A 22512-nucleotide genomic window follows, 5' to 3' on the forward strand; every position below is an offset into this window, starting at 1 on the left:
ACCGTTAGGCTCGCCCACGGCATCAGGCAGGCGTGACCGGGAGGTCAGGATGGCGCAGGACATCGTCCCCATCGAGCTGGGGCTGACGCAGGGTGACGTCGTCACGCTGTGGGCACCCCGCTGGCGCGAGAAGGGCGAGGAGTGGGAGGCGTTCCTCGGCGACGAGGAGGACCTGTTCGTCTTCCCCGACGCCGCGCATCTCGCCGCCTTCGTGCGCACCGCGGAAGAGCACGACCTCACCGATCACCCCGCGTGGCCGGTCGTGCCGTCGCTGGGTGTCGCGGACCTCTCGCCGGACGACAACCACCAGTTCGACCTCGTCGGCGTGCCCGAGCTCGTCGCGGAGGACCCGGACACCTGGACCATCGGCGAGCTCGCCGACGTGATCGCGATCGTGCGCGCGCTCGCGGACGTCTGCGACCTGGAGAAGGTCCACGAGGTGCTCGACTCGGCCGAGGGCTTCTCGTTGCTGCCGCAGGGCACGCTGCCGTTCAGCGGCCGCGACGGCGCGAAGCTGTGGGGTGAGCTGTCCGAGGTCGTCTCCGAGAAGTGGGACGAGGTCCTCGACGCGATCGACAGCGTGGTGAACACGCCGGAGGTCCCCGAGAAGGAGCTCTCGGTCGCCCAGGAGGAGCTCGCCGCCCTGGAGGAGGCCACCGCGGCCTCCGCCGCCGCCGACGCGGACGACGACTCCTCGGACGAGGAGAAGGAAGCTCCCACCGGCTTCTGGGCCGACGCGGGCATCGACCCCATCAAGATCATCACGTCCGCGGGTGAGTTCTACACGCTGCGCTGCTACCTCGGCGACGACCCGGTGTTCCTGGGCCGCCGCGGCAAGATCGAGGTCTTCACCTCCGGCCGCGGCCTGAGCCGGTTCGTGGCCGAGAACGACGACCACGACCTCGCCGAGGTCGAGACGTGGAACGACGTCAAGGTCAAGGCCACCGCGGGTGAGCTCGAGGTCGACGTGGACGACGACAACGTCTACGTGCTGACCGGCATCGCCGAGGACATGGAGGAGGGCCCCGACTCCCTCGACCCGCAGCAGCTCGACCTCGCCGTCGAACTGTTCGAGGACGCGGGCGAGTGGGCAGAGGACGAGTCCGTGAAGGACGCGCTGGCCTCCTCCGAGTCGCTCGGCTGGCTGGTGTCGTTCGTCGTGTCGCCGGACCCGACGCGTCTCGCGCCGTCCGCCCCGTACGACGCCGAGGTGGCCGCGTTCCGCGAGCTGCAGGCGAAGTTCGAGGACCGGCTCAACACCAACTGACCGCTCGGCCATTTTCCGCATGCCGAAAGACACGCGGGGAGCTTTCGTTCACTCCTGGTGCACGTAGGCGCCCCGCGTGTTGTCGGAAAACAGTTAGGCGGTGAGGGCGGCGTAGCCCGGCTTGATCAGCTCGTTGATGATCGTCAGGCGCTCGTCGAAACCGATGAACGACGACTTCATGGCGTTGATCGTGAACCACTGCAGGTCGGCCCAGCCGTAGCCGAACGTCTCGGCGAGCGTGGCGAACTCGCTGGAGAGTGTGCAGTCGCTCATCAGCCGGTTGTCGGTGTTGACCGTGACGCGGAACCGCAGCTTGGCCAGCAGGCCGATCGGGTGGTCGGCGATGGTGGCCGCGGCGCCGGTCTGCAGGTTCGAGGTCGGGCACATCTCCAGCGGGATGCGGCGGTCGCGGACGTACGCGGCCAGGCGGCCCAGCTGGACGGTGCCGTCGCCGGAGACCTTGATGTCGTCGACGATCCGCACGCCGTGGCCGAGGCGTTCGGCACCGCAGTGCTGGATCGCCTCCCAGATGGACGGCAGGCCGAACGCCTCACCGGCGTGGATGGTGAAGTGCGCGTTCTGCTGGCGCAGGTACTCGAAGGTGTCGAGGCCCCTGGTGGGAGGGAAGCCGGCCTCGGGGCCCGCGATGTCGAACCCGACGACGCCGAGGTCGCGGTAGCGGACGGCGAGCTCGGCGATGCGCAGCCAGCCCTCGTTCTGGCGCATGGCGCAGAGCAGCGTGCCGATGCGGATCTTGCGGCCGGTCTCGGCCACGCGGGCGGAGCCGACGCGGAAGCCCTCCTGGACGGCCTCGACGACCTGCTCCAGCGAGAGGCCCTTCTCGGTGTTCAGCTCGGGGGCGTAGCGGATCTCGGCGTAGACGACGCCGTCCGCGGCCAGGTCCTCGACGGCCTCGGCGGCGACGCGAACGAGAGCGGCCTCGTCCTGCATGACTCCGCACGTGTGAGCAAAACCTTCTAGGTATCGCACTAGAGAACCGGAGTTCGCGTTGTCGCGGAACCAGCCGCCGAGCACGCCCGCGTCCGTGGTGGGCAGGCCCTGGTAGCCGGAGGCATCGGCGAGTTCGATCACCGTCTGCGGGCGGAGGCCACCGTCGAGGTGGTCGTGCAGCAGCACCTTCGGCGCGCTGCGGATGGACTCCAAGGTAAGCGGCGTGGACATTGCTACACGTTACTTCAGCCGACACGCCGCTTCAGCGCTGGCCAAAATGATCTTGTCGCCGATATGATCGTTTGTCGCATCACGGATGTTGCCGATCCGTGATCCGCAACTTTCTGCAACCGTCACGAGGCTTGAGTCACCCCAAGGTAGGAACATCACCGGTCGCTACCGACCGCTTCCGGCCGGTAACTTGGCGTTCGGAGCAACGAGGTAGCCTGACCGGGTTAGTCGCCCGTCCGCACCCGGCCGTTTTCTGGCGGGGGTGGTACAGACACGTCCCGTGACGCGGATAGGCTCCCGTGGTCTCCCCCTCCCCTGGACGAAGGCACTCAGCCGTGACAGAGAACAACAACTCCACGATGTCCTTCGATCGGATGCGCAACATGCTCACGCGCGCCGCGGAGATCCGTGAGAGCGAGCAGCAGCAGATCTTCGACGCGCTGGACGAGATCCACGCCCGGATGTCACCTCTGGAGTCGCTGGGTTCGGTCCGCAAGCGCCTGTCGGAGCTGCCGGACCGCACCGAGGTCAGCGTTCTCGCGGAGCGGCTGGACGAAGCCCTCGCCAAGCTGGAGGCCCAGGACAACGCCGTCGCCGACATCGGTCGCGCGGTCGACGCCCTGGTGGACAAGCTCGCCAAGCCCTTCGCCCAGCTGGACGGCCGTCTCGACGGTGTCGCCGGGCGCTTCGAGGGTGTCGCGGGCCGCATGGACGGCCTCGAGGACAAGCTCGCCAGCATCCACAAGCGCATCGACGACCTCGACGGCCACCTGGACAAGCAGGACGGCAAGGTCGACTCGATCCCCGGCGCCGTCACGAACCCGCTGCGCGAGCGCATCGAGGCCCTCGAGGCCGCGCTGCGCGGTCGCCTCGACGAGGTGGACGAGGGCGTGCACGAGCACCTCGACGGCACCCGCGAGGCCCTGCAGAAGATCCTCTCCGACTCCTTCGCCGGCGTGCACGGCCGCGCCGACGAGCAGCGCGACGCTCTCGTCGCCGCCCGCACCGAGCTGGCCGCCGCGATCGCCGACAGCCGTGGGGAGCTGGCGGGCACGATCGCGGACAGCCGCGAGAAGCTGATCTCCGCCGTCACCGAGCGCCACAACCAGCTGTCCGGCGCCCTCGCCGAGACCCGCACCGAACTGTCCGGCGCCGTGGCGGAGACCCGCGGCGAGCTGGCCGGTGTCGTGGCGGAGACCCGCGACTCGCTGGCCGGTTCGCTCGCCGAGACCCGCACCGAGCTGGCGTCGGCCGTCGCCGACACCCAGAACGTGGTCAACGGCAAGCTGGACGAGGCCCGCACCGCCCTGTACGCGGCGATCGAGCAGTCCCGCGACCAGGTCGACGCCGCCGACCGCCTCGAGGCACTGGCCGGCCGCCTGGAGCAGGTCACCTCGAAGCTCGACACGATGACCGACCGCCTGGACAAGGTCGAGGACGACTTCGCGACCCGCATCTCCGAGCTCGGTGGCGCGGTCGACGCGAGCCTGTCCAAGGTCAGCGAGACCGTCTCGGCCCGCCCGGACACCGACGCGCTGCAGTCCCTGGTCCGCAAGTCGAACCAGGAGTCGGAACTGCGCATCGGCGGCCAGCTGGACGAGGCCATGGCCACCTTCGCCGAGCTCATCCTCGGCGGCGGCTCGCCCACGCCTCCCCCGCCGCCCACCGCCCTGCCGCGCCCGCAGCGCCGCACCCGCAAGAACGGCGCCAAGCCGGTCAACGGTGGCAAGGACATGGACGACGACGATCTGGCGGCCGAGGGCGCCTGATCGCCCTGGTCTGATCGCCTGAACGGCCCCGGAGCTGCTGCTCCGGGGCCGTTCGTCGTCCACGGACTCTCACCATGAACGGCGCTTTTGTGGACTTGAGGTCCACGAAAGCGCCGTTCATGGCACATGCGGCCGGGCATACGGGCGGCGGCCCGTTGAACCTGGCAGCGGTGGCGGACGTGACCATGAAGAGAGCGCTCACACGGCTGTGGATAGGCTCGCCGGAGTCTGGGGCGTCCAGGAGGGAAGTCCGTGCAGCAACAGCGACTCATCGCCAACCGCTACGCACTGCTGGCCGAGCTCGGCCGCGGTGCGATGGGTGTCGTGTGGCGCGCCCAGGACCAGCTGCTCGGCCGCGCGGTCGCGCTGAAGGAGCTGCACCCGCCGCAGGACATCTCCGCCGAGGAACGCACCGTGCTGGAGGAGCGCATGCTCCGCGAGGCACGCACCGCCGGCCGGCTGAACCACCCGGCGGTGGTGACGGTCTACGACGTCGTCCGGGAGAACGGGCGCACCTACCTCGCGATGGAGCTGGTCGACGCGTCCGACCTCGCCACCGTCGTCGAACGGCACGGGCCGCGCGACTCGGTGTGGATGGCAGGCGTCGCGTTGCAGGTGCTGGGTGCGCTGGAGGCCGCGCACACCGCCGGCATCGTGCACCGGGACGTCAAGCCCAGCAACATCATGGTGCGGCCGGACGGCGCCGTGAAGCTCACCGACTTCGGCATCGCGCAGGCGATGGACGACCCGCGGCTCACCACCAACGGCGGCATCGTCGGCTCGCCCGCCTACCTGTCACCGGACCGGCTCCACGGCTGGGAGGCCTCGCCCGCCTCGGACCTGTGGGCGCTCGGCGTCACGATCGCCCACGCGGTCGAGGGGATCAGCCCGTTCGAACGCACGTCCACCGCGTCGACGTTGCACGCGGTCATGAACGAGGCGCCGGTGTTGCGGCGCGCTTCGCCCCAACTGGCCGAGGTGATTCGCGGGCTGCTGACGGTCGATCCTGCCCGGCGCATGACCGCCGCCCAGGCGCGCGGGATGCTGGTCGCGATCGTCCAGGGCACCGCGCCGGTTCCGGTGCAGGGCAAGAAGAACACGGCCGTCAAGGTCGCCGCCGTCGCGCTGGGCGCCGTGGTGCTCGCGGGCGCCGCGTTCGCCGGCTACCTCGCCTTCAAGCCGAAGGACACGTCGTCCACCGCCGCCCCCACGAGCAGCAGCACTCCGGAGAACTCCACCGAGTGGGCCGACGCCGCCTCGCTGCCGGTCGGTGCGCCGCTGCCCTCGCGGCGGATCGCCACGTTCGGCCGCGGCGGCGACGTGCCGCAGTGGAACCTCACCGGCACGGAGTGCGCGAAGGACTTCCTCACCCAGGGCTCGCCGGTGCCGGGGAGCGTGCCGTGCGACAAGCCGCACGGCATCCAGCTCTTCTCGGCCGCGACCCCGCTGTGGGACAAGCCGAAGGACACCGCCTACCCCGGCACGAAGTGGCTCGCCGACTTCACCAAGAACTACTGCACTGAGCAGTTCAAGGCCACCGCGGGGAAGTCCAAGGACGCGCTGGGCTTCACCGGGCTCGTCCCGACGGAGCAGGAGTGGAAGGCGTACAACGACCCCACCACTCCTGGCCGTCAGGAAGTGCTGTGCGTGGTGTGGAAGCAGGACCGCGCGCCACTGGCCGGAACGCTCGTCGGCTAGCCGCGAATGGTGTCGATCACCAGCGGTCCGGTGGAAACCTTGCCACCGATGGTGAACGCACCGTCCAACGTGGACAGAGCAGCGGCAACGGCGTCCGGCGTGTCGGTGTGCAGCTCCAGCAGGGGCTGTCCCGCCACGACCTCGTCGCCCGGCTTGGCGAGGCACAGCACGCCCGCACCCGCCTGCACCGGGTCCTCCTTGCGCGCCCGCCCCGCACCGAGGCGCCACGCGGCCACACCGACCGCATAAGCGTCCAAAGAGGACAGCACGCCCGACTCCGGCGCCTCGACGACGTGGCGATGCGAGGCAACCGGCAGCGGAGCCTCGGGATCGCCGCCCTGGGCCCGGATCATCCGCGCCCACACCTCGTACGCCTCGCCAGACGCCAGCACAGCCGCCGGGTCGGCGGAAATCCCGGCCAGCGACAGCATTTCCGCGGCCAGCGCCACGGTCAGCTCGACCACGTCGGCAGGACCGCCGCCGCGCAGCACGTCCACGGACTCGGCGACCTCGACCGCGTTGCCCACAGCGCGTCCCAACGGCACCGACATGTCGGTCAGCAGCGCCGAGATCCTGACGCCGTGCTCGACGCCGATCGCCACCAGCGCTTCGGCCAGCGCGCGAGCGGAGGCGAGGTCCTTCATGAACGCGCCGGAGCCGACCTTCACGTCCAGCACCAGCGACTCGGCGCCTTCCGCGATCTTCTTCGACATGATCGAGGACGCGATCAGCGGAATCGCCTCGACGGTCCCGGTGACGTCCCGCAACGCGTAGAGCTTGCGGTCGGCCGGAGCAAGTCCTTCGGTGGCAGCACACACCACGGCGCCGACGTCGGAGAGCTGCGCCATGATCTCCGCAGTGGACAGCGCGGCCCGCCACCCGGGAATCGACTCCAGCTTGTCCAAGGTCCCGCCGGTGTGGCCCAGTCCGCGTCCCGACAACTGCGGAACCGCGGCACCGCAGGCAGCGACCAGAGGCGCCAGCGGCAGCGTGATCTTGTCGCCGACACCACCCGTCGAGTGCTTGTCCACGGTCGGTCGCGAAACGTGCAACGACAACCGCTCACCCGACGAGATCATCGCCTGCGTCCAGCGCGCGGTCTCCGCGGCGGTCATGCCGTTGAAGAAGATCGCCATCGCCAGCGCGGACATCTGCTCGTCCGCGACGGCGCCGCGCGTGTAGGCGTCGATCACCCAGTCGATCTGCGCATCCGACAGGACAGCGCCGTCGCGCTTGGCGCGAATGACGTCCACAGCCGAGAAACTCATGGCAGATCCTCCGGTCCGAACGCGTCGAGCAGCACCTCGGTCATCGGCAACGGCCCACGTGCGGTGTCGACCAGGCACTCACGCCCGCCGAACTCGTAGATCACCTGGCGGCACCGCCCGCACGGCATCAGCAACTCACCGGAGCCGCTGCGGCAGGCGACCGCGACCAGGCGGCCACCACCGGTCAGCCGCAGCTGGCCGACCAGGGTGCACTCAGCGCACAACCCGAGGCCGTAAGAAGCATTCTCGACGTTGCACCCGGTCACGATGCGGCCGTCATCGCACAACGCCGCCGCACCGACCTGCAGCCCGGAGTACGGGCAGTGGGCGAACGACGCCGCTTCCACTGCCCGTGCCCTGAGCAGGTCCCAGTCGACCTCAGCCACGGCGGTAGACCACACCGTCGGCGGCGGGCATCCGCAACCGCTGCGACGCCACGGCCAGCACGGCCAGCGTCACCATGTGCGGCGCGTACGACACGAACTCGCCGGGGATCTCGTCGAGGCTGATGTACAGCAGGTACAGCAGCACGGCCACGACGATCGCCGCCGCCGCGGAGAACCACTTCTGCTTGATCAGCTGGTACACCACGATCACGCCGAGCAGCAGCACCACGCCGTAGACCAGCGCCAGCACCGTGTCGCCGCCGGAACGCAGCTGCAGGCCGTCCGCGTAACCGAACAGCGCCGCACCACCGAGCAGGCCACCCGGCCGCCAGTTGCCGAAGATCATCGCGGCCAGGCCGATGAAGCCGCGGCCGCCGGTCTGACCCTCCAGATAGGACAGCTGACCGGGGTTCAGCACCAGCGCGGCACCACCCAGGCCGGCGAGACCACCGGAGACGATCACGGCGACGTACTTGTGGAAGTACACCTTCACGCCCAGCGAGTCCGCGGCGTGCGGGTTCTCGCCGACCGAGCGCAGGCGCAGGCCGAAGCGGGTGCGCCAGAGCAGGTAGTACGACAGCGGCACGAGCAGGATCGTCAGCATCGTCAACGGCGAGACGCCCGTGACGAGGCCGCGCACGATGCCCGCGACGTCCGAGATGAACAGGCGCTGCCCGGCTTCGAGCTCACCGAGCCAGTCCGCGAGCCCACCCGCCGAGTACGTGTCGAACGGCTGGACCGGCGGCGACTGACGCGGGTTGTGCGACAGCGGGAAGAACACCAGCGTCGACAGGTACTTCGTCAGGCCGGCGCCGAGCAGGTTGATCGCCACACCGGAGACGATGTGGTTGACGCCGAACGTCACCGTCGCGATCGCGTGCAGCAGCCCGCCCAACGAACCGAACACCACGGCGGCGACCAAAGCGGCCCACGGGCCCCACTGGTACCCGGCCCACGCCGCGCCCCAGGTGCCCATGATCATCATGCCTTCGAGGCCGATGTTGACCACACCAGCGCGTTCCGACCACAGACCGCCGAGACCGGCGAGCAGGATCGGCAGCGCCAGGCGGACCGCGGTCTGCGTCGTGCCGGACGAGGTGAGCTGCGGGAAACCGGTCTGCATCGAGGTGATCGACAGCAGCGCGATCGCACCGGCGACACCGATCATGCCGACGGCCCAGCCTGGCACCTTGCGCTTGCGAGGCGCCGCCGGGATGTGCGGCTTCTCCTCCATCGTCGTGATCACGCGGCACCTCCGACAGTTCCGAGCTCACGGCCGACGCGACGCTGTTCGGCGGCGAGCTCGAACCGACGCACCACCTCGTACGCGACGACGACCGACAGGACGATCGAGCCCTGCATGATGGTGACGATCTCCCTTGGCACACCGACGTTGTCGAGCGCGAGACCCGACTTGTCGAGGAACGCCCAGAGCAGCGCGCCGAACGCGATGCCGCCGGGGTGGTTGCGGCCGAGCAGCGCGATCGCGATGCCGGAGAACCCGATGCCCGCGGTGAAGTTCAGGCTGAACGTGTGGTCGCGGCCGAGCATCTCCGGCAGGCCGATCAGGCCCGCGATGGCGCCGGAGAGCAGCATCGACACCAGCACCATCTTCTTGGCGTTGACGCCACCGGCCGACGCGGCCGTCGCGGACTCGCCGGACGCGCGCAGCTCGAAGCCGAACCTGGTGCGGTTCATCATGATCCAGTAGCCGACGCCCAGCGCGATGGCCACGAAGAGGAAGCCGAACATCGTGCCGCCGCTGCCGAACGAGATGCCGGGCATCCAGCCGCTCTGCGGGATCTCGGCGGTGCGGATGTTGTTGCCCCGCAGCTCACCGAAGACGTCCCGGCGGATCAGGTAGGCGGACAGGCCGATCGCCAGGCCGTTCATCATGATCGTCGAGATGACCTCGTTGACGCCTCGGGTCACCTTGAGGATCGCGGGGATCGCGGCCCAGGCGGCGCCGGCGAGCGCACCCACGATGATGATCACCAGCGTGTGGATGCCGGTGGGCAGGGCGATCGAGCCACCGACGACCGCGGCGACGACCGCCGCGACGCGGTACTGGCCCTCGACACCGATGTTGAACAGGTTCATCTGGAACCCGATCGCCACCGCGAGCGCCGCGATGTAGTAGATGCCCGTCGAGTTGATGATGTCGACGGTGGTCGTGCCCTTGCCGACCTGCGAGATCATCGCGCCGAACGCGCTGAGCGGGTTCGCGCCCGAGATGATCAGCGCCACCCCGCACAACAGCATCGAGAAGACGATCGCCAACGCGGGCGGCAGGAGTTTGCCGCGCAGGTGTCCCATCAGTGCTCGCCTTCCTCAACGACAGCGGTCTCCTGGACCGCTGCGCTCGTGCTGCCCGCACCCGTCATCGCGCTGCCGAGGTCCTCGGGCGTCACGGTGTTCGGGTCGGCGTCGGCCACCAGACGGCCGCGCAGCATGACCTTGATCGTGTCCGACAGGCCGATCAGCTCGTCCAGGTCGGCGGAGATCAGCAGCACGGCGAGACCGGCGGCACGAGCACGCTTGATCTCGTCCCAGATCAACGCCTGCGCGCCGACGTCGACACCGCGGGTCGGGTGCGAGGCGATCAGCAGCACCGGGTCGCCGGACAGTTCCCGGCCGACGACGAGCTTCTGCTGGTTACCACCGGAAAGCGCGGCCGCGGGTACGTCGATGCCGGGCGTGCGGACGTCGAACTCGGTGACGATCCGCTCGGTGTCCTTCTTGGCGCCGTCGGTGTCGAGCCAGATGCCGTTGGACGTCGGCTTGCGCGTCTGGTAGCCGAGAATCCGGTTGTACCACAGGGGTTGCGTGAGCAGCAGCCCGTGCCGGTGGCGGTCCTCCGGGATGTAGCCGATGCCGGCCTCGCGCCGGGCGAGCGTGCCCAGCTTGGTGAGGTCCTTGTCCTGCAACATGATCGTGCCGCTGCCGGCCTTGCGCATGCCCATGATCGTCTCGACCAGCTCGGTCTGGCCGTTGCCCTCGACACCGGCGATGCCGACGACCTCGCCGGAACGGACCACCAGGTCGACGTCGTCGAGGATCGGCCGCGAGCCGTCGGGCGTCATGAGCTTGAGGCTCTTGACATCCAGCACGACCGTGTCGGTCACAGTGGACTCGCGGGTCTCCGGGCTGGGCAGCTCGCTGCCGACCATCATCTCGGCGAGCTGACGCGACGACACGGTCTTCGGGTCAGCGCTGCCGACGGTCGTGCCGCGGCGGATCACCGTGACCGAGTCCGCGATCGCGCGCACCTCGTCGAGCTTGTGCGAGATGAACAGGAACGTGTAGCCCTGCTCCTGCATGCCGCGGACGGTGTCGAAGAGCTCGTTGACCTCCTGCGGCACGAGCACGGCGGTCGGCTCGTCCAGGATGATCACCTTGGCGCCGCGGTAGAGCACCTTGAGGATCTCGACGCGTTGCCGGTCGGCGACACCGAGCTGCTCGACGAGCACGCCGGGGTCGACGTTGAGCCCGGTCTTGCCGGACAGCTCGATGATGCGCTTGCGCGCCTTCTGGCCGATGCCGTGCAGCGCCTCGGCGCCCAGGACCACGTTCTCCTGGACGGTGAGGTTGTCGGCGAGCATGAAGTGCTGGTGCACCATGCCGATACCGGCCTTGATGGCGTCCGACGGGGTGCGGAACCGCACCTGCTCGCCGCTGACCTCGATGGTGCCCTCGTCCGGCGGCTGCATGCCGTAGAGGATCTTCATCAGGGTCGACTTGCCCGCGCCGTTCTCACCGCACAGGGCATGTACCTCGCCACGGCGGACGGTCAGGTGCACGTCGCTGTTGGCGATCACACCGGGGAATCGCTTGGTGATGCCGGTCAGCACCACCGCGGGGGGATCGTCCGTCCGTACGGACGAGGAAGTGCTCATCGTCGAGTGCTCCTCCTACCACGCACCGGGCCCTGTGAGGGGCGAATCCTCACAGGGCCCGGTGGTGTGGTGGCTTTCGGACTACGGCTTGTCCTTGACCTTGATCTTGCCCTCGATGATCTGGGCCTTGTAGCCCTCGAGGATGCCCTGCAGCTTCGCGTCGATCTTGCCACCCGAGGTGGAGTAACCGACACCGTTGACCTTCAGGTCGAAGACCTTCGGCAGCGACGCGAGGTCGTTCTTCGCGACGGCCTGGATGTAGTCGAACACCGCGACGTCGACGCGCTTGAGCATCGAGGAGACGATGACGTCCTTGGTGTCCGCGACGGTCGCCTGGTTGTACTGGTCTGAGTCGACACCGATCGCCAGCACGCCACCCTGCTTGGCGGCCGAGAAGATGCCCTTACCGGAGGCACCCGCGGCCTGGTAGATCACGTCGGCACCCTTGTCGATCTGACCCTTCGCGGCTTCCTGACCCTTCGGGGCGTCCTGGAAACCGGTGAAGTCACCAGCCGGGGTGATGTACTTCTTCTCGACCTGGATCTTCGGCGCGGCGGCCTGGGCACCCTGGAAGTAGCCGGCCTCGAACTTCTGGATCAGCGGGATCTCGACGCCGCCGACGAAGCCCACGTGGCACTTCTTGCTCTGGTACGCGGCGATGACGCCGGCCAGGAAGGAGCCCTCCTGCTCGGCGAACAGCAGCGGGGTCACGTTGGTCGCGCCCTCGACGGCCGAGTCGACCAGGCCGAACTTGACGTTCGGGAACTCCGCGGCGACGAGCTTCATCGACTCGGCGTAGGCGAAGCCGACACCGATGATCGGGTTGAAGCCCTCGCTGGCGAGCTGGCGCAGACGGGTCTGCTTGGCCGACTCGTCCTCGTTCGGGGCGGCGGAGAGCTCGCGCGTGTTCTCCTTCTTGACGCCCATGTCCTTGATCGCCTGGTCGAGACCGGCGGCGGCGGAGTCGTTGAACGACGCGTCGCCACGGCCACCGATGTCGTAGGCCAGACCGATCTTCAGCGCGCTCGCGTCCACCTTGGCGCCGTTGGCGGCACTCGTGTTCGAGGTGGCGGGCGCGGCAGGAGCCTCGGCGAACTCGCACGCGGCACCACTGCCGGTGTTCGTGCTGGATCCGCCACCCGAGTCCTTCGCGCAGGCGGCCATAGTCATCACGCTGGTCAACGCGATCGCGGCGACCGCGACACCACGCATACGACGACGCACGGCTCGTCTCCTCCCTGAGGTTCCTCCCCAACGACGTTGTTGGGTCCTAGACGCGGCACCGTACCTCTTAGTAACCAACCGCGTTGCCGCCAGCACCTACAAAGACCCCTATCGGTTACGCATTCGACGCTTTGGCCGCACGAGTGGTGATCAATCGTGTTCGCCGCGTGGTGAAACGTCCTCTTCTGCCGCTCTTCCACACTGATCATCGTCCAAATGGCGCAGTTCCGCGCGCCGCGTTGAACCGGTCGTGGCCCCCAGTCGTGTGGAGGGTGGCAAGTGCCCTTGCCGACGACGGCGGCCCGGACCAAGGCGGAGGTCCAGGCCGCCGTCCTTTTCGGCACGCGGGGGGCCCCGCGTCCGCTCCTGTCGTACGAAAGCTCCCCGCGTGCGCTCATTTTGTGGCGTGGGACGCATTTCGGGATCGATCAAGACCGCTTGGTGGATCGACAGCGTGTCTCATCGATCACAGAGCGGGTGCGCCTGCTGGGTCACCTCCGACGTGCGGGACTAGGATTTTCCGGTCATGGTCGGGAGGAACTGTTCACCGACCACCACCACTGACGTTGGAGGCCGCGGCGCATGACCAGCGCAGGCGCACCCGAGCGGTCGGGCACCACCCGAGGGGGTGGGACGCTCTACCGCGGTGATCTGGGCATGTGGTCCTGGGTCGCCCACCGGATCACCGGTGTCCTCACGTTCTTCTTCCTCTTCACCCACGTGCTCGACACCGCACTGGTGCGGGTGTCACCGAACGCGTACGACGCGGTGATCGAGACCTACAAGAACCCGGTCGTCAACCTCTTCGAGGTCGGCCTCGTCGGCGCGGTGCTCTACCACGCGCTGAACGGCATCCGGGTCATGCTGGTCGACTTCTGGGAGAAGGGCGCCAAGTACCAGCGGGTCATGCTGTGGACCGTGCTGGCCGTCTGGGTCGTCGTGATGATCCCCGGCTTCTACTTCATGATGGAGCGCACGATCTCCGACCTGGTTGGGGGTCACTGAGCCATGTCCCTCGCACTCGACAAGCCCCGTCAGCCGCGCCGCCCCGCGGCCCGTCGCAGCAACGGCGAGCTCTACAGCTGGCTGTTCATGCGCCTGTCCGGCCTGCTGCTCGTGGTCCTGGTCCTGGGCCACCTGTTCATCATGAACATCCTCGACGGCGGCGTCCACAAGATCAACTTTGGTTTCGTGGCCGGCCGCTGGGCGTCCCCGTTCTGGCAGTTCTGGGACCTCGCGATGCTCTGGCTCGCGCAGATCCACGGCGGCAACGGCGTGCGGACTGTCATCAACGACTACGCCCGCAAGGACTCCACCCGGTTCTGGTTGAAGATGCTGCTCTACGTCTCGATGGTGCTGATCATCTCGCTCGGCACGTTCGTGATCTTCACCTTCGACCCGAACATCTCGAACTGACCCGCGCGGGGAGCCCACCACAATGCAGTTCCACAAGTACGACGTAGTCATCATCGGCGCTGGTGGTGCCGGCATGCGCGCGGCGATCGAGTCCGGCCAGCGCGCCCGCACCGCGGTGCTCACCAAGCTCTACCCCACGCGTTCGCACACCGGCGCGGCCCAGGGCGGCATGTGCGCCGCCCTCGCCAACGTCGAGGAGGACAACTGGGAGTGGCACACCTTCGACACGATCAAGGGCGGCGACTACCTGGTCGACCAGGACGCCGCCGAGATCATGGCGAAGGAAGCGATCGACGCCGTTCTCGACCTCGAGAAGATGGGCCTGCCGTTCAACCGCACGCCCGAGGGCAAGATCGACCAGCGCCGGTTCGGCGGGCACACGCGCAACCACGGTGAAGCCGCCGTGCGCCGCGCCTGCTACGCCGCGGACCGCACCGGTCACATGATCCTGCAGACGCTGTACCAGAACTGCGTCAAGCACGGCATCGAGTTCTTCAACGAGTTCTACGTGCTCGACATCTGCCTGACCGAGACGGAGAACGGCCCGGTCTGCACCGGCGCCGTCGCGTACGAGCTGGCGACCGGCGAGATCCACGTCTTCCAGGCCAAGTCCGTCGTGTTCGCGACCGGTGGTTTCGGCAAGGTCTTCAAGACCACGTCGAACGCCCACACGCTGACCGGTGACGGCATGGGCATCGTCTTCCGCAAGGGCCTGCCCCTGGAGGACATGGAGTTCTACCAGTTCCACCCGACCGGTCTGGCCGGTCTCGGCATCCTGCTGACCGAGGGTGCCCGCGGTGAGGGCGCGATCCTGCGCAACGCCTCGGGTGAGCGGTTCATGGAGCGCTACGCCCCGACCATCAAGGACCTGGCGCCGCGCGACATCGTGGCCCGGTCGATGGCCCTCGAGGTGCTGGAAGGCCGTGGCGCCGGCCCGAACAAGGACTACGTGCTGCTCGACTGCACGCACCTCGGTGCCGAGGTGCTGGAGACGAAGCTGCCGGACATCACCGAGTTCGCCCGCACCTACCTCGCGGTCGACCCGGTCGTCGAGCCCGTCCCGGTCTACCCGACCGCGCACTACGCGATGGGCGGCATCCCGACGAACATCCACGGCGAAGTGCTGCGGGACAACGACAACGTCGTTCCTGGCCTGTACGCCGCCGGCGAGTGCGCCTGCGTCTCGGTGCACGGCGCGAACCGCCTGGGCACCAACTCGCTGCTGGACATCAACGTGTTCGGCCGCCGCGCGGGCATCGCCGCCGCGGAGTACGCGCTGTCGCGTGAGTCGCACGTCGACCTGCCGGAGAACCCGGCGGCCCAGGTCGAGGCCCAGGTCGCGCTGGTGTTGTCGGAGCACGGCCAGGAGCGCGTGGCGGACATCCGCACCGAGCTGCAGGCCACCATGGACGCCAACGCGTCCGTGTACCGCACCGAGGACACGCTGAAGCAGGCGCTGCACGACGTTCAGGCCCTGAAGGAGCGCTACGCGCACATTCAGGTGCAGGACAAGGGCAAGCGCTTCAACACGGACCTGCTGGAGGCCGTCGAGCTCGGCTTCCTGCTGGAGCTGGCCGAGGTCCTGGTGCACGGCGCCCTCGCGCGCAAGGAGTCCCGCGGCGGTCACGCCCGCGAGGACTACCCGAACCGCGACGACACGAACTTCATGCGCCACAGCATGTTCTACAAGCAGGGCGACGGTCTCTCGGCCGACATCCGGCTCGACTACAAGCCCGTGACCTTTACCCGGTACAAGCCGATGGAGCGCAAGTACTGATGACCGCCACCGCTGAAACCACTGCTGGCTCGCGCGGCTCCCAGCCGCCGGTTCCGGACGGCGCTGTCACGGTCACCGTGAAGATCCGGCGCTTCAACCCGGAGTTCGACGACGAGCCGCGCTGGGACTCGTTCGACATCCCGGCGCTCCCGTCGGACCGCGTGCTGAACCTGCTGCACCACATCAAGTGGTACGTGGACGGCACGCTGACGTTCCGCCGCTCGTGCGCGCACGGCATCTGCGGTTCGGACGCCATGCGCATCAACGGCGTGAACCGCCTGGCGTGCAAGGTCCTGCTGAAGGACCTGCTGGAAAAGGGCGACAAGCGCACCACGATCACCATCGAGCCCATCAAGGGCCTGCCGGTGAACAAGGACCTGCTCGTCGACATGGAGCCCTTCTTCGAGGCGTTCCGCGCCGTCAAGCCGTACCTCGTGACGTACGGCAACGAGCCGACGCGCGAGCGCATCCAGTCGGTCGCCGACCGCGAGCGGTTCGACGACACCACGAAGTGCATCCTGTGCGCCTGCTGCACCACGTCCTGCCCGGTCTACTGGGCAGAGGGCTCGTACTTCGGCCCGGCGGCGATCGTGAACGCGCACCGGTTCATCTTCGACTCGCGCGACGAGGGCGCTGAGGAGCGACTCGACATCCTCAACGACATCGACGGCGTGTGGCGGTGCCGGACCACGTTCAACTGCACCGACGCCTGCCCGCGTGGCATCCAGGTCACCAAGGCGATCCAGGAAGTGAAGCGCGCGCTGCTGTTCAAGCGCGTCTGAGCTGGTTTCGAGGGCGCCGCGTTCCCGTTGGGAGCGCGGCGCTTTCGCGTTTCAACCGGCTCGTTTCACGGTGTGGATGACCGGCGCGGTCTCCATCCGTTCGATGCCCTCGATCGTGGCGACCCGTTCGGTCAGGTACGCGTAGAGCGCGTCGATGTCGCGGCACACGACCTTCGCGAGCACGTTCGCCGGGCCGGTCGTGATCGCTGCCAGCGCGACTTCCGGTTGTCGTGCAAGGGCTTCGGCGACCGCCACGAGGCGTTGGGGACGCACGGACATCCACAGGACCGCCATCGCCGTGAAGCCGAGTGCGACCGGGTCCACGTCGACGTCGAAGTAGAGGACTCCAGCGGCACGCAGGTGGTTGACCCGGCGGCGCACGGTCGGTTCGGACCACCCGGTGGCCGTGGCGAGGTCGGCGAACGTCGTGCGGCCGTCCCTGTGCAGTGCGGCCAGCAGGCGTTCGTCCACTTCGGCCACTTCGGCTTCCGCGTGCTCGAAGGACGGCGTGAGCTCGGCGATCTGGGCCGCGGTGAGCACGCTCGCGCGGCCGCCCCAGCCGACCGGGCCACCGACGAACGAGCGCAGCAGGCAGTGCGCGGACACCGACACGACCTTCGGTGTCTTCGGAAGCTGTTGCAGCAGCAGGGCTTCCGGCGCGTTGGCGGCCCGGACGACGCAGGAGATCTCGGTGCCGCCCGAGGTGAGCTGCACCCACGACGTGTCCGGCCGGTGCGCCAGCGCTTGCGCCACCTTCAGCGACGCGTCCGGGGTGCACCCCAGCCGCAGGAACCACTCCACCTGGCCGGCCTTGCGGGCGTCGATCATGCCGACCACGCGCAGCGCCCCGGCCTCCCGCAGCTTCCGGTAGCGCCTGGCCACGGTCTGCTGGGACGTGCCGAGCGCCGCGGCGACGTGGTTGAACTGGACGCGGCCGTCGATGTGCAGCGCGTGCAGCACCGCCCGGTCGAGATCGTCGAGGGTCACGGGTGGCATTATCCGTCAGTCTTCGGCATTTTTGCGGATGTTCTGGTCGCGAATACCTAGCTTCGCGTACATGACATCACCCCATCGCTGGCGTTGGCCGGCTCTGTCCGCCCTGCTGCTCGCCGAGGCGATGAACCTGTTCGACAGCACCGTGATGCCGATCGCGGCGCCCTCAGTCCGTGCCGACCTCGCGATGAGCGACACCGCGCTGCAGTGGCTCACCAACGGCTACACCCTGCCGTTCGGGCTGTTGCTGATCGCCGGTGGCCGGCTCGGCGACGTTGCCGGACGGAGGCGGGTGTTCGTGATCGGCATGCTCGTGTTCGTGCTGTCCTCGGTGTTGTGCGCGTGGGCACCGGACGTGGCGGTGCTGCTGACGGCGCGCGTGGTGCAGGGCGCGAGTGCCGCGTTGATCATCCCGCAGACGTTCGGGCTGATCCGGGCCATGTTCACCGGGGACGAGGTGTCCAGAGCTTTGGGCACGATCGGGCCGGTCATGGCGCTGTCCGCGTTGTGCGGGCCGGTTCTGGGCGGGCTGCTGACCGAGGCGTTCGGCTGGCAGTCGGTGTTCCTGGTCAACGTGCCGCTCGGTCTGGCGGTGCTGGCCGCCGCTGTGCTGATCCGCGAGGACCGGGCCGCGGGCAGGCCTCGGCTGGGCGGACTGCTGCGCGGCAGGGTGTTCCCGGCCTCGCTGGCCGGGTCGATGCTGTTCTTCGCGGTGATGAACGGCCTGATGTTCGTGCTGGTGCTCTTCCTGCAGTTGCGGGAGGGCAAGGCGCCGGCGGAGGCCGCGCTCACCCTGCTGCCGTGGTCCGCGGGGCTCGCACTCGGGTCGTGGGTGACGGGGTCAGTGCTCGTGCCCCGGTTCGGGCCTCAGGTGATGCGCGCCGGTCTGGTGCTCGTGCTGGTGGGGCTGGCGGGCATCGCCGTGTCGTTCACGGCAGTGCCGCTGCTCGTGACCGGAACCGGGCTCGGGATGTTCACGGTGCCGTTCTTCGGCAACGCGCTGTCGGCGGCGGCGCCGGACGAGACCGGGTGGGCGTCCGGGCTGCTGAACGCGGTGCAACAGCTCGGCGCGACCGTCGGCGTGGCCCTGCTGGGCGCGGTGTTCTTCCGGTTCGGCACGTCCGCCGCGGTGGTCACGTCGATGGCGTTGATCATCGCGGTGCTCGCGTTGACCGCCGCGATGCTCCCGGAACGTGACCGAGCCTCCAGCGCGGGCGCTGGAGGCTCGTAGCCCTTGCTCGGAGACGGCTCAGACGCCTTGTGCCGCCTGCGCGGCCTGGCGGCGTGCCCGTGCCGCCTTGGCCCGCTTGTTGCGGATGTAGAGGAACACGGCGGCCAGCAGACCGATGCCCGCGGCGGCCGTGATCGGCAGTCCGACGGTCCCGAACGCGGTCGGCGTCTGGCGGCCGCTGCCGGGATCGGTGGCGGCCGTGTCGCTGGACGTGTCGTTGTTGTTCTGGGTGGGGACGACGTTCTGCTTGGGCTGCGGGGCGCCGTCCACCAACTTGCCCACGCCGCCGGGGCCCATGGCGAAGCCGTAGTCGAGCAGCTTCGCGGCCTGGGCGGTGATGTGGGTGGGCTGCACCTGGCCGCGCAGCAGGACGACCACGAGGCGGCGGCCGTTGCGTTCGGCGGCGCCCACGTAGGTGTGCTGGGAGTCGTCGGTGAAGCCCGTCTTGCCGCCGATCGCGCCCTCGTAGTTGGCGAGCAGGCGGTTGTCGTTGTTCAGCATGATCGTGCCGCCGTTGCGGCCGGGGAACTGGGCCTGCTGCAGCTTGATGGCCTGCGCGAACTCGTCGTACTTCATGGCGCCGCGGAAGATCAGGCCCACGTCGTAGGCCGAGGTGCTGGTGCCGGGGGCGTCGAGGCCGGACGGGGTCACGGCGCGGGTGTCGAGGGCGCCGAGCTCCTTCGCCATGGCGTTCATCTTGCGCAGGGCGTTCGGGACGCCGCCGAGCTGACGGGCCAGGGTGTGCGCCACGTCGTTGCCCGACGTGAGCAGCAGGCCGTGCAGCAGCTGACGGACCGTGTACTGGCCACCGTCCTTGAGGCCCACACAGGTGCACTCCTGCTGCGTGTCCTCGGCGCTGGCGGTGACGACGAGGTCGCCCCGCAGTTCCTTGGCGACGACCATGGCCAGCAGCACCTTGATGACACTTGCCGGACGCTGACGGCCGTGCGGGTCGTACGCGGCGATGACGGCGCCGCTGTCCATGTCCGCGAGCAACCACGAGGCCGCGGTGATGCCGCTGGGCGGCTGCGCCGAGTTCGGCGGCAGGATCAGGCCGCACTCGCCCAGCCGGTCGCCACCGACGGGCTTCTCCGGCACCTCGAGCGCGGTCGGGGCCTTCTGGCCCGGCGCCGGCTGCTCGGACGTGTCGACCGGCGGCGGCGGGGTCTCGCGGTTCGCGCATTGAGCCGCGCCGGCGGCCTGCTGTGCGGTGCCGGTCGGTGCGGCGAACGCGGCTGTGGCCGTTGCTAGGACCAGGGCGACGATGAGCCGTTTGGGGAAGGGCACGGCTCCAGGCTATCCACCCCCGTTTAGCGGCTTGCACGCACCACGTCCGATACTGGTCGCCGTGAAGCTCTCGCGCCCGATGTCACTCTTCCTGGTGGCTTTCGGAGTGTGGTCGTGGGTGATCTGGCCCACGTTCCTTAAAAACATCTGGAACGACCCACGTTCGTTTAGCGACGGACCTACGCCGTTCTTCACCGTGCACCTGGTGCTCGTGATCGCCTCGCTCGTGTTCGGCACCGTCATCGGCGTGCTGGGCGTGCGAGGTTTCCTGGCCACCCGACGTCGATAGGAAAACCTGTGGAGTTCGTACGCCTGCTGCTGGTGTTCCTGCACCTGCTGGGCATGGGCATGCTCGTCGCGATGATCATGTTGCAGGCCAAGGCCGGCAAGGACGCGCCGGTCAACAAGGGCTGGCTGCACGGTGCCGCCCTGCAGCTGCTGACCGGCGTCGCGCTGGTGGGCATCGACCCGCTGGTCGACTCGGTGAAGTACGACCACATCAAGATCGGCGTGAAGCTGCTGGTCGTCGTGGCCATCGCCGCGGTCGTGGCGATCAACGTCAACAAGCCCAAGGCGCCGTCCTGGCTGCTGCCGACCGCCGCGTCGCTCGTCGTGCTGAACATCGGCGTCGCGGTCTTCTGGACCTGATCGGGGGATGTCGCGTGCACGCGTGGGTGACGTGTGCGCGCGGCACGCGCGACGTGCCGTATCCGGGCGCAACCATCGGTCCATGTCACGTATCGCCTACATCGGTGTCCTCGCCGCAGGTGTGGTGTTGACGGTCGTCGGACTGTCAGGTGCCGGCCCTGAGGCCGCGGCCTCAGGTGACGGCCGCGTGTGCGCCGCCGCGTGGTGCCCGAAGGAACGTCCAGGCTGGCGCTCGCCCGAAGAACGAGGCGAGCCCACCACCACGACGAAGCCGACCACCACCACGACGACCCCGTGCACCACCACCAGCACAACCACCACGACGACGTCAACGACGACAACGCCGCCCTCATCGACGACGACCACGACGTCATCCAGCACCACCACCACGACGACGCCTCCGACGTCGACGAGCAGCATGACAACCACCACCACGCCGCCGGTGACCACAACCACGACCACGACCCCGGCGACGACCAAACCCCCGACGACGACGCCACCGGTCAAGAAGCCCCCGCAGAACCAGGAAAACCGCCTGGCCAACACGGGTGCCTCCGCCATCGGCTGGCTGGTGGCACTGGGCGTCCTGCTGGCAGTCGCCGGGGTGCTCATGCTGCTGATCGACCGCGCCAGGCACACCCTCCGGCGCTGACCCGCCGAAAACTGTCGGTGGTGCTCGTCACACTGGCGGCATGGGAATCGAACAACTGCGCGAACGCAGCGATCTCGGCGTCATCAGTGCCCGCACCCTGAAGTCGCTGGGGGTCCCGAACCCCTGGCTGAAATGCCGCCAGGGCGGGCCGTGGCAGCGCATGCACCCAGGAGTGGTGCTGCTGCACAACGGCCCGCCCACGCGCGACCAACAACTAACCGCCGCCCTACTACGAGCAGGCCCAGCCGCCGTGGTCACCGGCGCCGAAGCCTGCCGCCGCCACGGCCTACCCGCCCGCGGCCCCGAGCTCCACGTTCTGGTGCCTGGTTCAGTCCGAGGCAGCGGCACCCTGATCCTCGAACGAGCCTCCCCGATGCCACCGTCGTCGAACGTGGACGGCTTTCCGGTGGTGTCAGCCGACCGAGCGGTGGTCGACGCCTGCCGCCAGATGCGCTCGGCCAACGAGGCCACGGCCCTGATCGCCGCCGCCATCCAAAAGGGCCGCTGCACCCCCGAAAGCCTCGGCCTGGAGGCCCGCACCAACCGCTACGGCACCAAGCTGGTCCGCACCGTCCTGAAAGAACTGGGCCGCGCCGAGTCCGTGGCGGAACGGGACGCCCGACGCCTCTCCCGCAAAATCCGGCTGACCACCGAACACTGGAACGTCACTCTCGCGGACGCCGCCGGCCTGATCATCGGCAGACCGGACGCCTGGTTCGACGACGTGGGCCTCGCCTGGGAAATCGACTCGAAAGCCTTCCACTACGGCCCGCGCGACTACGAACGAACCCTCGCCCGCAACAGCAGATACGCGGCCGCGGGCATCCTCGTCGTCCAAACCCTGCCGACCCGGCTACGCGACCAACCGGAGCAGGTCGCGCGCGAGCTGAAGAAGGCGCACCAGGCGGCAGCGGCCAGGCCACGCCCACCGGTACGAATCGTGGAGGTGACCTGACGAGCCAAGGCCACGACGGCCACGTCCGGCGCGATGCCGCGCCGGGTGAGGCGCGCCCTCGCAAGGTGACCACCCGCCCGC

Annotated in this window: 22 protein-coding genes; 12 read left to right on the forward strand and 10 right to left on the reverse strand. The window is 68.8% G+C overall.

Going from position 1 to position 22512, the window contains the following annotated elements:
- The first annotated feature begins 49 nt into the window (after positions 1–49).
- Positions 50–1267 carry a primosomal protein gene (locus B0F77_RS01875; protein WP_086660962.1) on the forward strand — a complete coding sequence of 406 codons (1218 nt, stop codon included), beginning with the start codon at positions 50–52 and terminating at the stop codon, positions 1265–1267.
- A gap of 93 nt (positions 1268–1360) precedes the next feature.
- Here the strand turns inward: B0F77_RS01875 and B0F77_RS01880 are convergent, their stop codons facing one another.
- Entirely contained in the window at positions 1361–2449 is a 1089-nt protein-coding gene (locus B0F77_RS01880; RefSeq protein ID WP_086660963.1) for an adenosine deaminase, read from the reverse strand.
- A gap of 359 nt (positions 2450–2808) precedes the next feature.
- On the opposite strand from B0F77_RS01880, the gene B0F77_RS01885 reads away from it, so the two are divergent.
- Positions 2809–4218 (forward strand): coiled-coil domain-containing protein, encoded by a 1410-nt coding sequence (locus tag B0F77_RS01885; RefSeq protein WP_211293624.1) that lies wholly within the window; start codon positions 2809–2811, stop codon positions 4216–4218.
- 252 nt (positions 4219–4470) lie between these two features.
- Positions 4471–5916, forward strand: coding sequence for a serine/threonine-protein kinase (locus B0F77_RS01890; RefSeq protein WP_245847767.1), 1446 nt, complete (start codon positions 4471–4473; stop codon positions 5914–5916).
- Here B0F77_RS01890 and B0F77_RS01895 read toward each other — a convergent pair.
- The 6 genes from B0F77_RS01895 to B0F77_RS01920 form a co-directional block, all read right to left on the reverse strand.
- Positions 5913–7184 carry a thymidine phosphorylase gene (locus B0F77_RS01895; RefSeq protein WP_086660964.1) on the reverse strand — a complete coding sequence of 424 codons (1272 nt, stop codon included), beginning with the start codon at positions 7182–7184 and terminating at the stop codon, positions 5913–5915. The genes B0F77_RS01890 and B0F77_RS01895 overlap by 4 nt on opposite strands.
- Positions 7181–7570 (reverse strand): cytidine deaminase, encoded by a 390-nt coding sequence (locus tag B0F77_RS01900; RefSeq protein ID WP_086660965.1) that lies wholly within the window; start codon positions 7568–7570, stop codon positions 7181–7183. The genes B0F77_RS01895 and B0F77_RS01900 overlap by 4 nt, the downstream gene beginning before the upstream one ends.
- Positions 7563–8804 carry an ABC transporter permease gene (locus B0F77_RS01905; protein WP_086661007.1) on the reverse strand — a complete coding sequence of 414 codons (1242 nt, stop codon included), beginning with the start codon at positions 8802–8804 and terminating at the stop codon, positions 7563–7565. The genes B0F77_RS01900 and B0F77_RS01905 overlap by 8 nt, the downstream gene beginning before the upstream one ends.
- Before the next feature lie 8 nt (positions 8805–8812).
- Positions 8813–9886, reverse strand: coding sequence for an ABC transporter permease (locus tag B0F77_RS01910; RefSeq protein WP_086660966.1), 1074 nt, complete (start codon positions 9884–9886; stop codon positions 8813–8815).
- Positions 9886–11466: an ABC transporter ATP-binding protein gene (locus B0F77_RS01915; protein ID WP_086660967.1), complete on the reverse strand. Its 1581-nt coding sequence runs from the start codon at positions 11464–11466 to the stop codon at positions 9886–9888. Before B0F77_RS01915 ends, B0F77_RS01910 begins: the two co-directional genes overlap by 1 nt.
- 81 nt (positions 11467–11547) lie before the next feature.
- Positions 11548–12678 carry a BMP family lipoprotein gene (locus B0F77_RS01920; RefSeq protein WP_086660968.1) on the reverse strand — a complete coding sequence of 377 codons (1131 nt, stop codon included), beginning with the start codon at positions 12676–12678 and terminating at the stop codon, positions 11548–11550.
- Positions 12679–13272: 594 nt separating this feature from the next.
- Here B0F77_RS01920 and sdhC point away from each other — a divergent pair.
- From sdhC to B0F77_RS01940, 4 genes are read left to right on the forward strand one after another with little or no spacing between them, the layout of a single operon-like run.
- Complete coding sequence (gene sdhC / locus B0F77_RS01925) at positions 13273–13695, forward strand: succinate dehydrogenase, cytochrome b556 subunit (RefSeq protein WP_030470768.1); 423 nt, start codon at positions 13273–13275, stop codon at positions 13693–13695.
- 3 nt (positions 13696–13698) lie between these two features.
- Positions 13699–14106 carry a succinate dehydrogenase hydrophobic membrane anchor subunit gene (locus B0F77_RS01930; RefSeq protein WP_086660969.1) on the forward strand — a complete coding sequence of 136 codons (408 nt, stop codon included), beginning with the start codon at positions 13699–13701 and terminating at the stop codon, positions 14104–14106.
- Between the two features lie 22 nt (positions 14107–14128).
- Positions 14129–15883 (forward strand): succinate dehydrogenase flavoprotein subunit, encoded by a 1755-nt coding sequence (gene sdhA / locus B0F77_RS01935; protein WP_086660970.1) that lies wholly within the window; start codon positions 14129–14131, stop codon positions 15881–15883.
- Complete coding sequence (locus B0F77_RS01940; protein WP_086660971.1) at positions 15883–16665, forward strand: succinate dehydrogenase iron-sulfur subunit; 783 nt, start codon at positions 15883–15885, stop codon at positions 16663–16665. Before sdhA ends, B0F77_RS01940 begins: the two co-directional genes overlap by 1 nt.
- Before the next feature lie 51 nt (positions 16666–16716).
- Here the strand turns inward: B0F77_RS01940 and B0F77_RS01945 are convergent, their stop codons facing one another.
- On the reverse strand, positions 16717–17652 hold the full coding sequence (locus B0F77_RS01945) for an Lrp/AsnC family transcriptional regulator (protein ID WP_425435604.1): 936 nt from the start codon (positions 17650–17652) through the stop codon (positions 16717–16719).
- Positions 17653–17722: 70 nt separating this feature from the next.
- Here B0F77_RS01945 and B0F77_RS01950 point away from each other — a divergent pair, with 70 nt between their 5' ends.
- Positions 17723–18889: an MFS transporter gene (locus tag B0F77_RS01950; protein WP_086660973.1), complete on the forward strand. Its 1167-nt coding sequence runs from the start codon at positions 17723–17725 to the stop codon at positions 18887–18889.
- An 18-nt stretch (positions 18890–18907) separates the two neighbouring features.
- Here the strand turns inward: B0F77_RS01950 and B0F77_RS01955 are convergent, their stop codons facing one another.
- A complete protein-coding gene (locus tag B0F77_RS01955; protein ID WP_086660974.1) occupies positions 18908–20176 on the reverse strand; it encodes a D-alanyl-D-alanine carboxypeptidase family protein in 1269 nt (422 codons plus the stop codon).
- Positions 20177–20237: 61 nt separating this feature from the next.
- Here B0F77_RS01955 and B0F77_RS01960 point away from each other — a divergent pair, with 61 nt between their 5' ends.
- Together B0F77_RS01960 and B0F77_RS01965 are read left to right on the forward strand one after the other, a co-directional pair.
- Positions 20238–20465, forward strand: coding sequence for an SCO4848 family membrane protein (locus tag B0F77_RS01960; RefSeq protein WP_053737542.1), 228 nt, complete (start codon positions 20238–20240; stop codon positions 20463–20465).
- Between the two features lie 8 nt (positions 20466–20473).
- Positions 20474–20824, forward strand: coding sequence for a hypothetical protein (locus B0F77_RS01965; RefSeq protein ID WP_086660975.1), 351 nt, complete (start codon positions 20474–20476; stop codon positions 20822–20824).
- Between the two features lie 96 nt (positions 20825–20920).
- Here B0F77_RS01965 and B0F77_RS47630 read toward each other — a convergent pair whose 3' ends face one another.
- Positions 20921–21244, reverse strand: coding sequence for a hypothetical protein (locus tag B0F77_RS47630; RefSeq protein WP_158102561.1), 324 nt, complete (start codon positions 21242–21244; stop codon positions 20921–20923).
- On the opposite strand from B0F77_RS47630, the gene B0F77_RS47635 reads away from it, so the two are divergent.
- Positions 21243–21476 (forward strand): LPXTG cell wall anchor domain-containing protein, encoded by a 234-nt coding sequence (locus B0F77_RS47635; protein ID WP_158102562.1) that lies wholly within the window; start codon positions 21243–21245, stop codon positions 21474–21476. The two genes, B0F77_RS47630 and B0F77_RS47635, sit on opposite strands and share 2 nt — an antisense overlap.
- Positions 21477–21516: 40 nt before the next feature.
- The gene (locus tag B0F77_RS46895; protein ID WP_143466524.1) at positions 21517–22431 is read left to right on the forward strand and encodes a hypothetical protein; all 915 of its coding nucleotides are present in this window, start codon (positions 21517–21519) and stop codon (positions 22429–22431) included.
- Positions 22432–22512 lie beyond the last annotated feature (81 nt).

This window comes from Lentzea kentuckyensis, assembly GCF_002150765.1.
Taxonomy (GTDB): domain Bacteria; phylum Actinomycetota; class Actinomycetes; order Mycobacteriales; family Pseudonocardiaceae; genus Lentzea; species Lentzea kentuckyensis.

What these genes read in the sequence shown, in the direction of transcription:
- sdhA (WP_086660970.1), top strand. Translation starts at nt 14,129, where the DNA reads ATGCAGTTCCACAAGTACGACGTAGTCATCATCGGCGCTGGTGGTGCC.
- B0F77_RS01885 (WP_211293624.1), top strand. Translation starts at nt 2,809, where the DNA reads ATGTCCTTCGATCGGATGCGCAACATGCTCACGCGCGCCGCGGAGATC.
- B0F77_RS01920 (WP_086660968.1), bottom strand. Translation starts at nt 12,678, where the DNA reads ATGCGTGGTGTCGCGGTCGCCGCGATCGCGTTGACCAGCGTGATGACT.
- B0F77_RS01875 (WP_086660962.1), top strand. Translation starts at nt 50, where the DNA reads ATGGCGCAGGACATCGTCCCCATCGAGCTGGGGCTGACGCAGGGTGAC.
- B0F77_RS01895 (WP_086660964.1), bottom strand. Translation starts at nt 7,184, where the DNA reads ATGAGTTTCTCGGCTGTGGACGTCATTCGCGCCAAGCGCGACGGCGCT.
- B0F77_RS47635 (WP_158102562.1), top strand. Translation starts at nt 21,243, where the DNA reads ATGACAACCACCACCACGCCGCCGGTGACCACAACCACGACCACGACC.
- B0F77_RS46895 (WP_143466524.1), top strand. Translation starts at nt 21,517, where the DNA reads ATGGGAATCGAACAACTGCGCGAACGCAGCGATCTCGGCGTCATCAGT.
- sdhC (WP_030470768.1), top strand. Translation starts at nt 13,273, where the DNA reads ATGACCAGCGCAGGCGCACCCGAGCGGTCGGGCACCACCCGAGGGGGT.
- B0F77_RS01880 (WP_086660963.1), bottom strand. Translation starts at nt 2,449, where the DNA reads ATGTCCACGCCGCTTACCTTGGAGTCCATCCGCAGCGCGCCGAAGGTG.
- B0F77_RS01905 (WP_086661007.1), bottom strand. Translation starts at nt 8,804, where the DNA reads ATGGAGGAGAAGCCGCACATCCCGGCGGCGCCTCGCAAGCGCAAGGTG.
- B0F77_RS01930 (WP_086660969.1), top strand. Translation starts at nt 13,699, where the DNA reads ATGTCCCTCGCACTCGACAAGCCCCGTCAGCCGCGCCGCCCCGCGGCC.
- B0F77_RS01950 (WP_086660973.1), top strand. Translation starts at nt 17,723, where the DNA reads ATGACATCACCCCATCGCTGGCGTTGGCCGGCTCTGTCCGCCCTGCTG.
- B0F77_RS01910 (WP_086660966.1), bottom strand. Translation starts at nt 9,886, where the DNA reads ATGGGACACCTGCGCGGCAAACTCCTGCCGCCCGCGTTGGCGATCGTC.
- B0F77_RS01915 (WP_086660967.1), bottom strand. Translation starts at nt 11,466, where the DNA reads ATGAGCACTTCCTCGTCCGTACGGACGGACGATCCCCCCGCGGTGGTG.
- B0F77_RS01940 (WP_086660971.1), top strand. Translation starts at nt 15,883, where the DNA reads ATGACCGCCACCGCTGAAACCACTGCTGGCTCGCGCGGCTCCCAGCCG.
- B0F77_RS47630 (WP_158102561.1), bottom strand. Translation starts at nt 21,244, where the DNA reads ATGCTGCTCGTCGACGTCGGAGGCGTCGTCGTGGTGGTGGTGCTGGAT.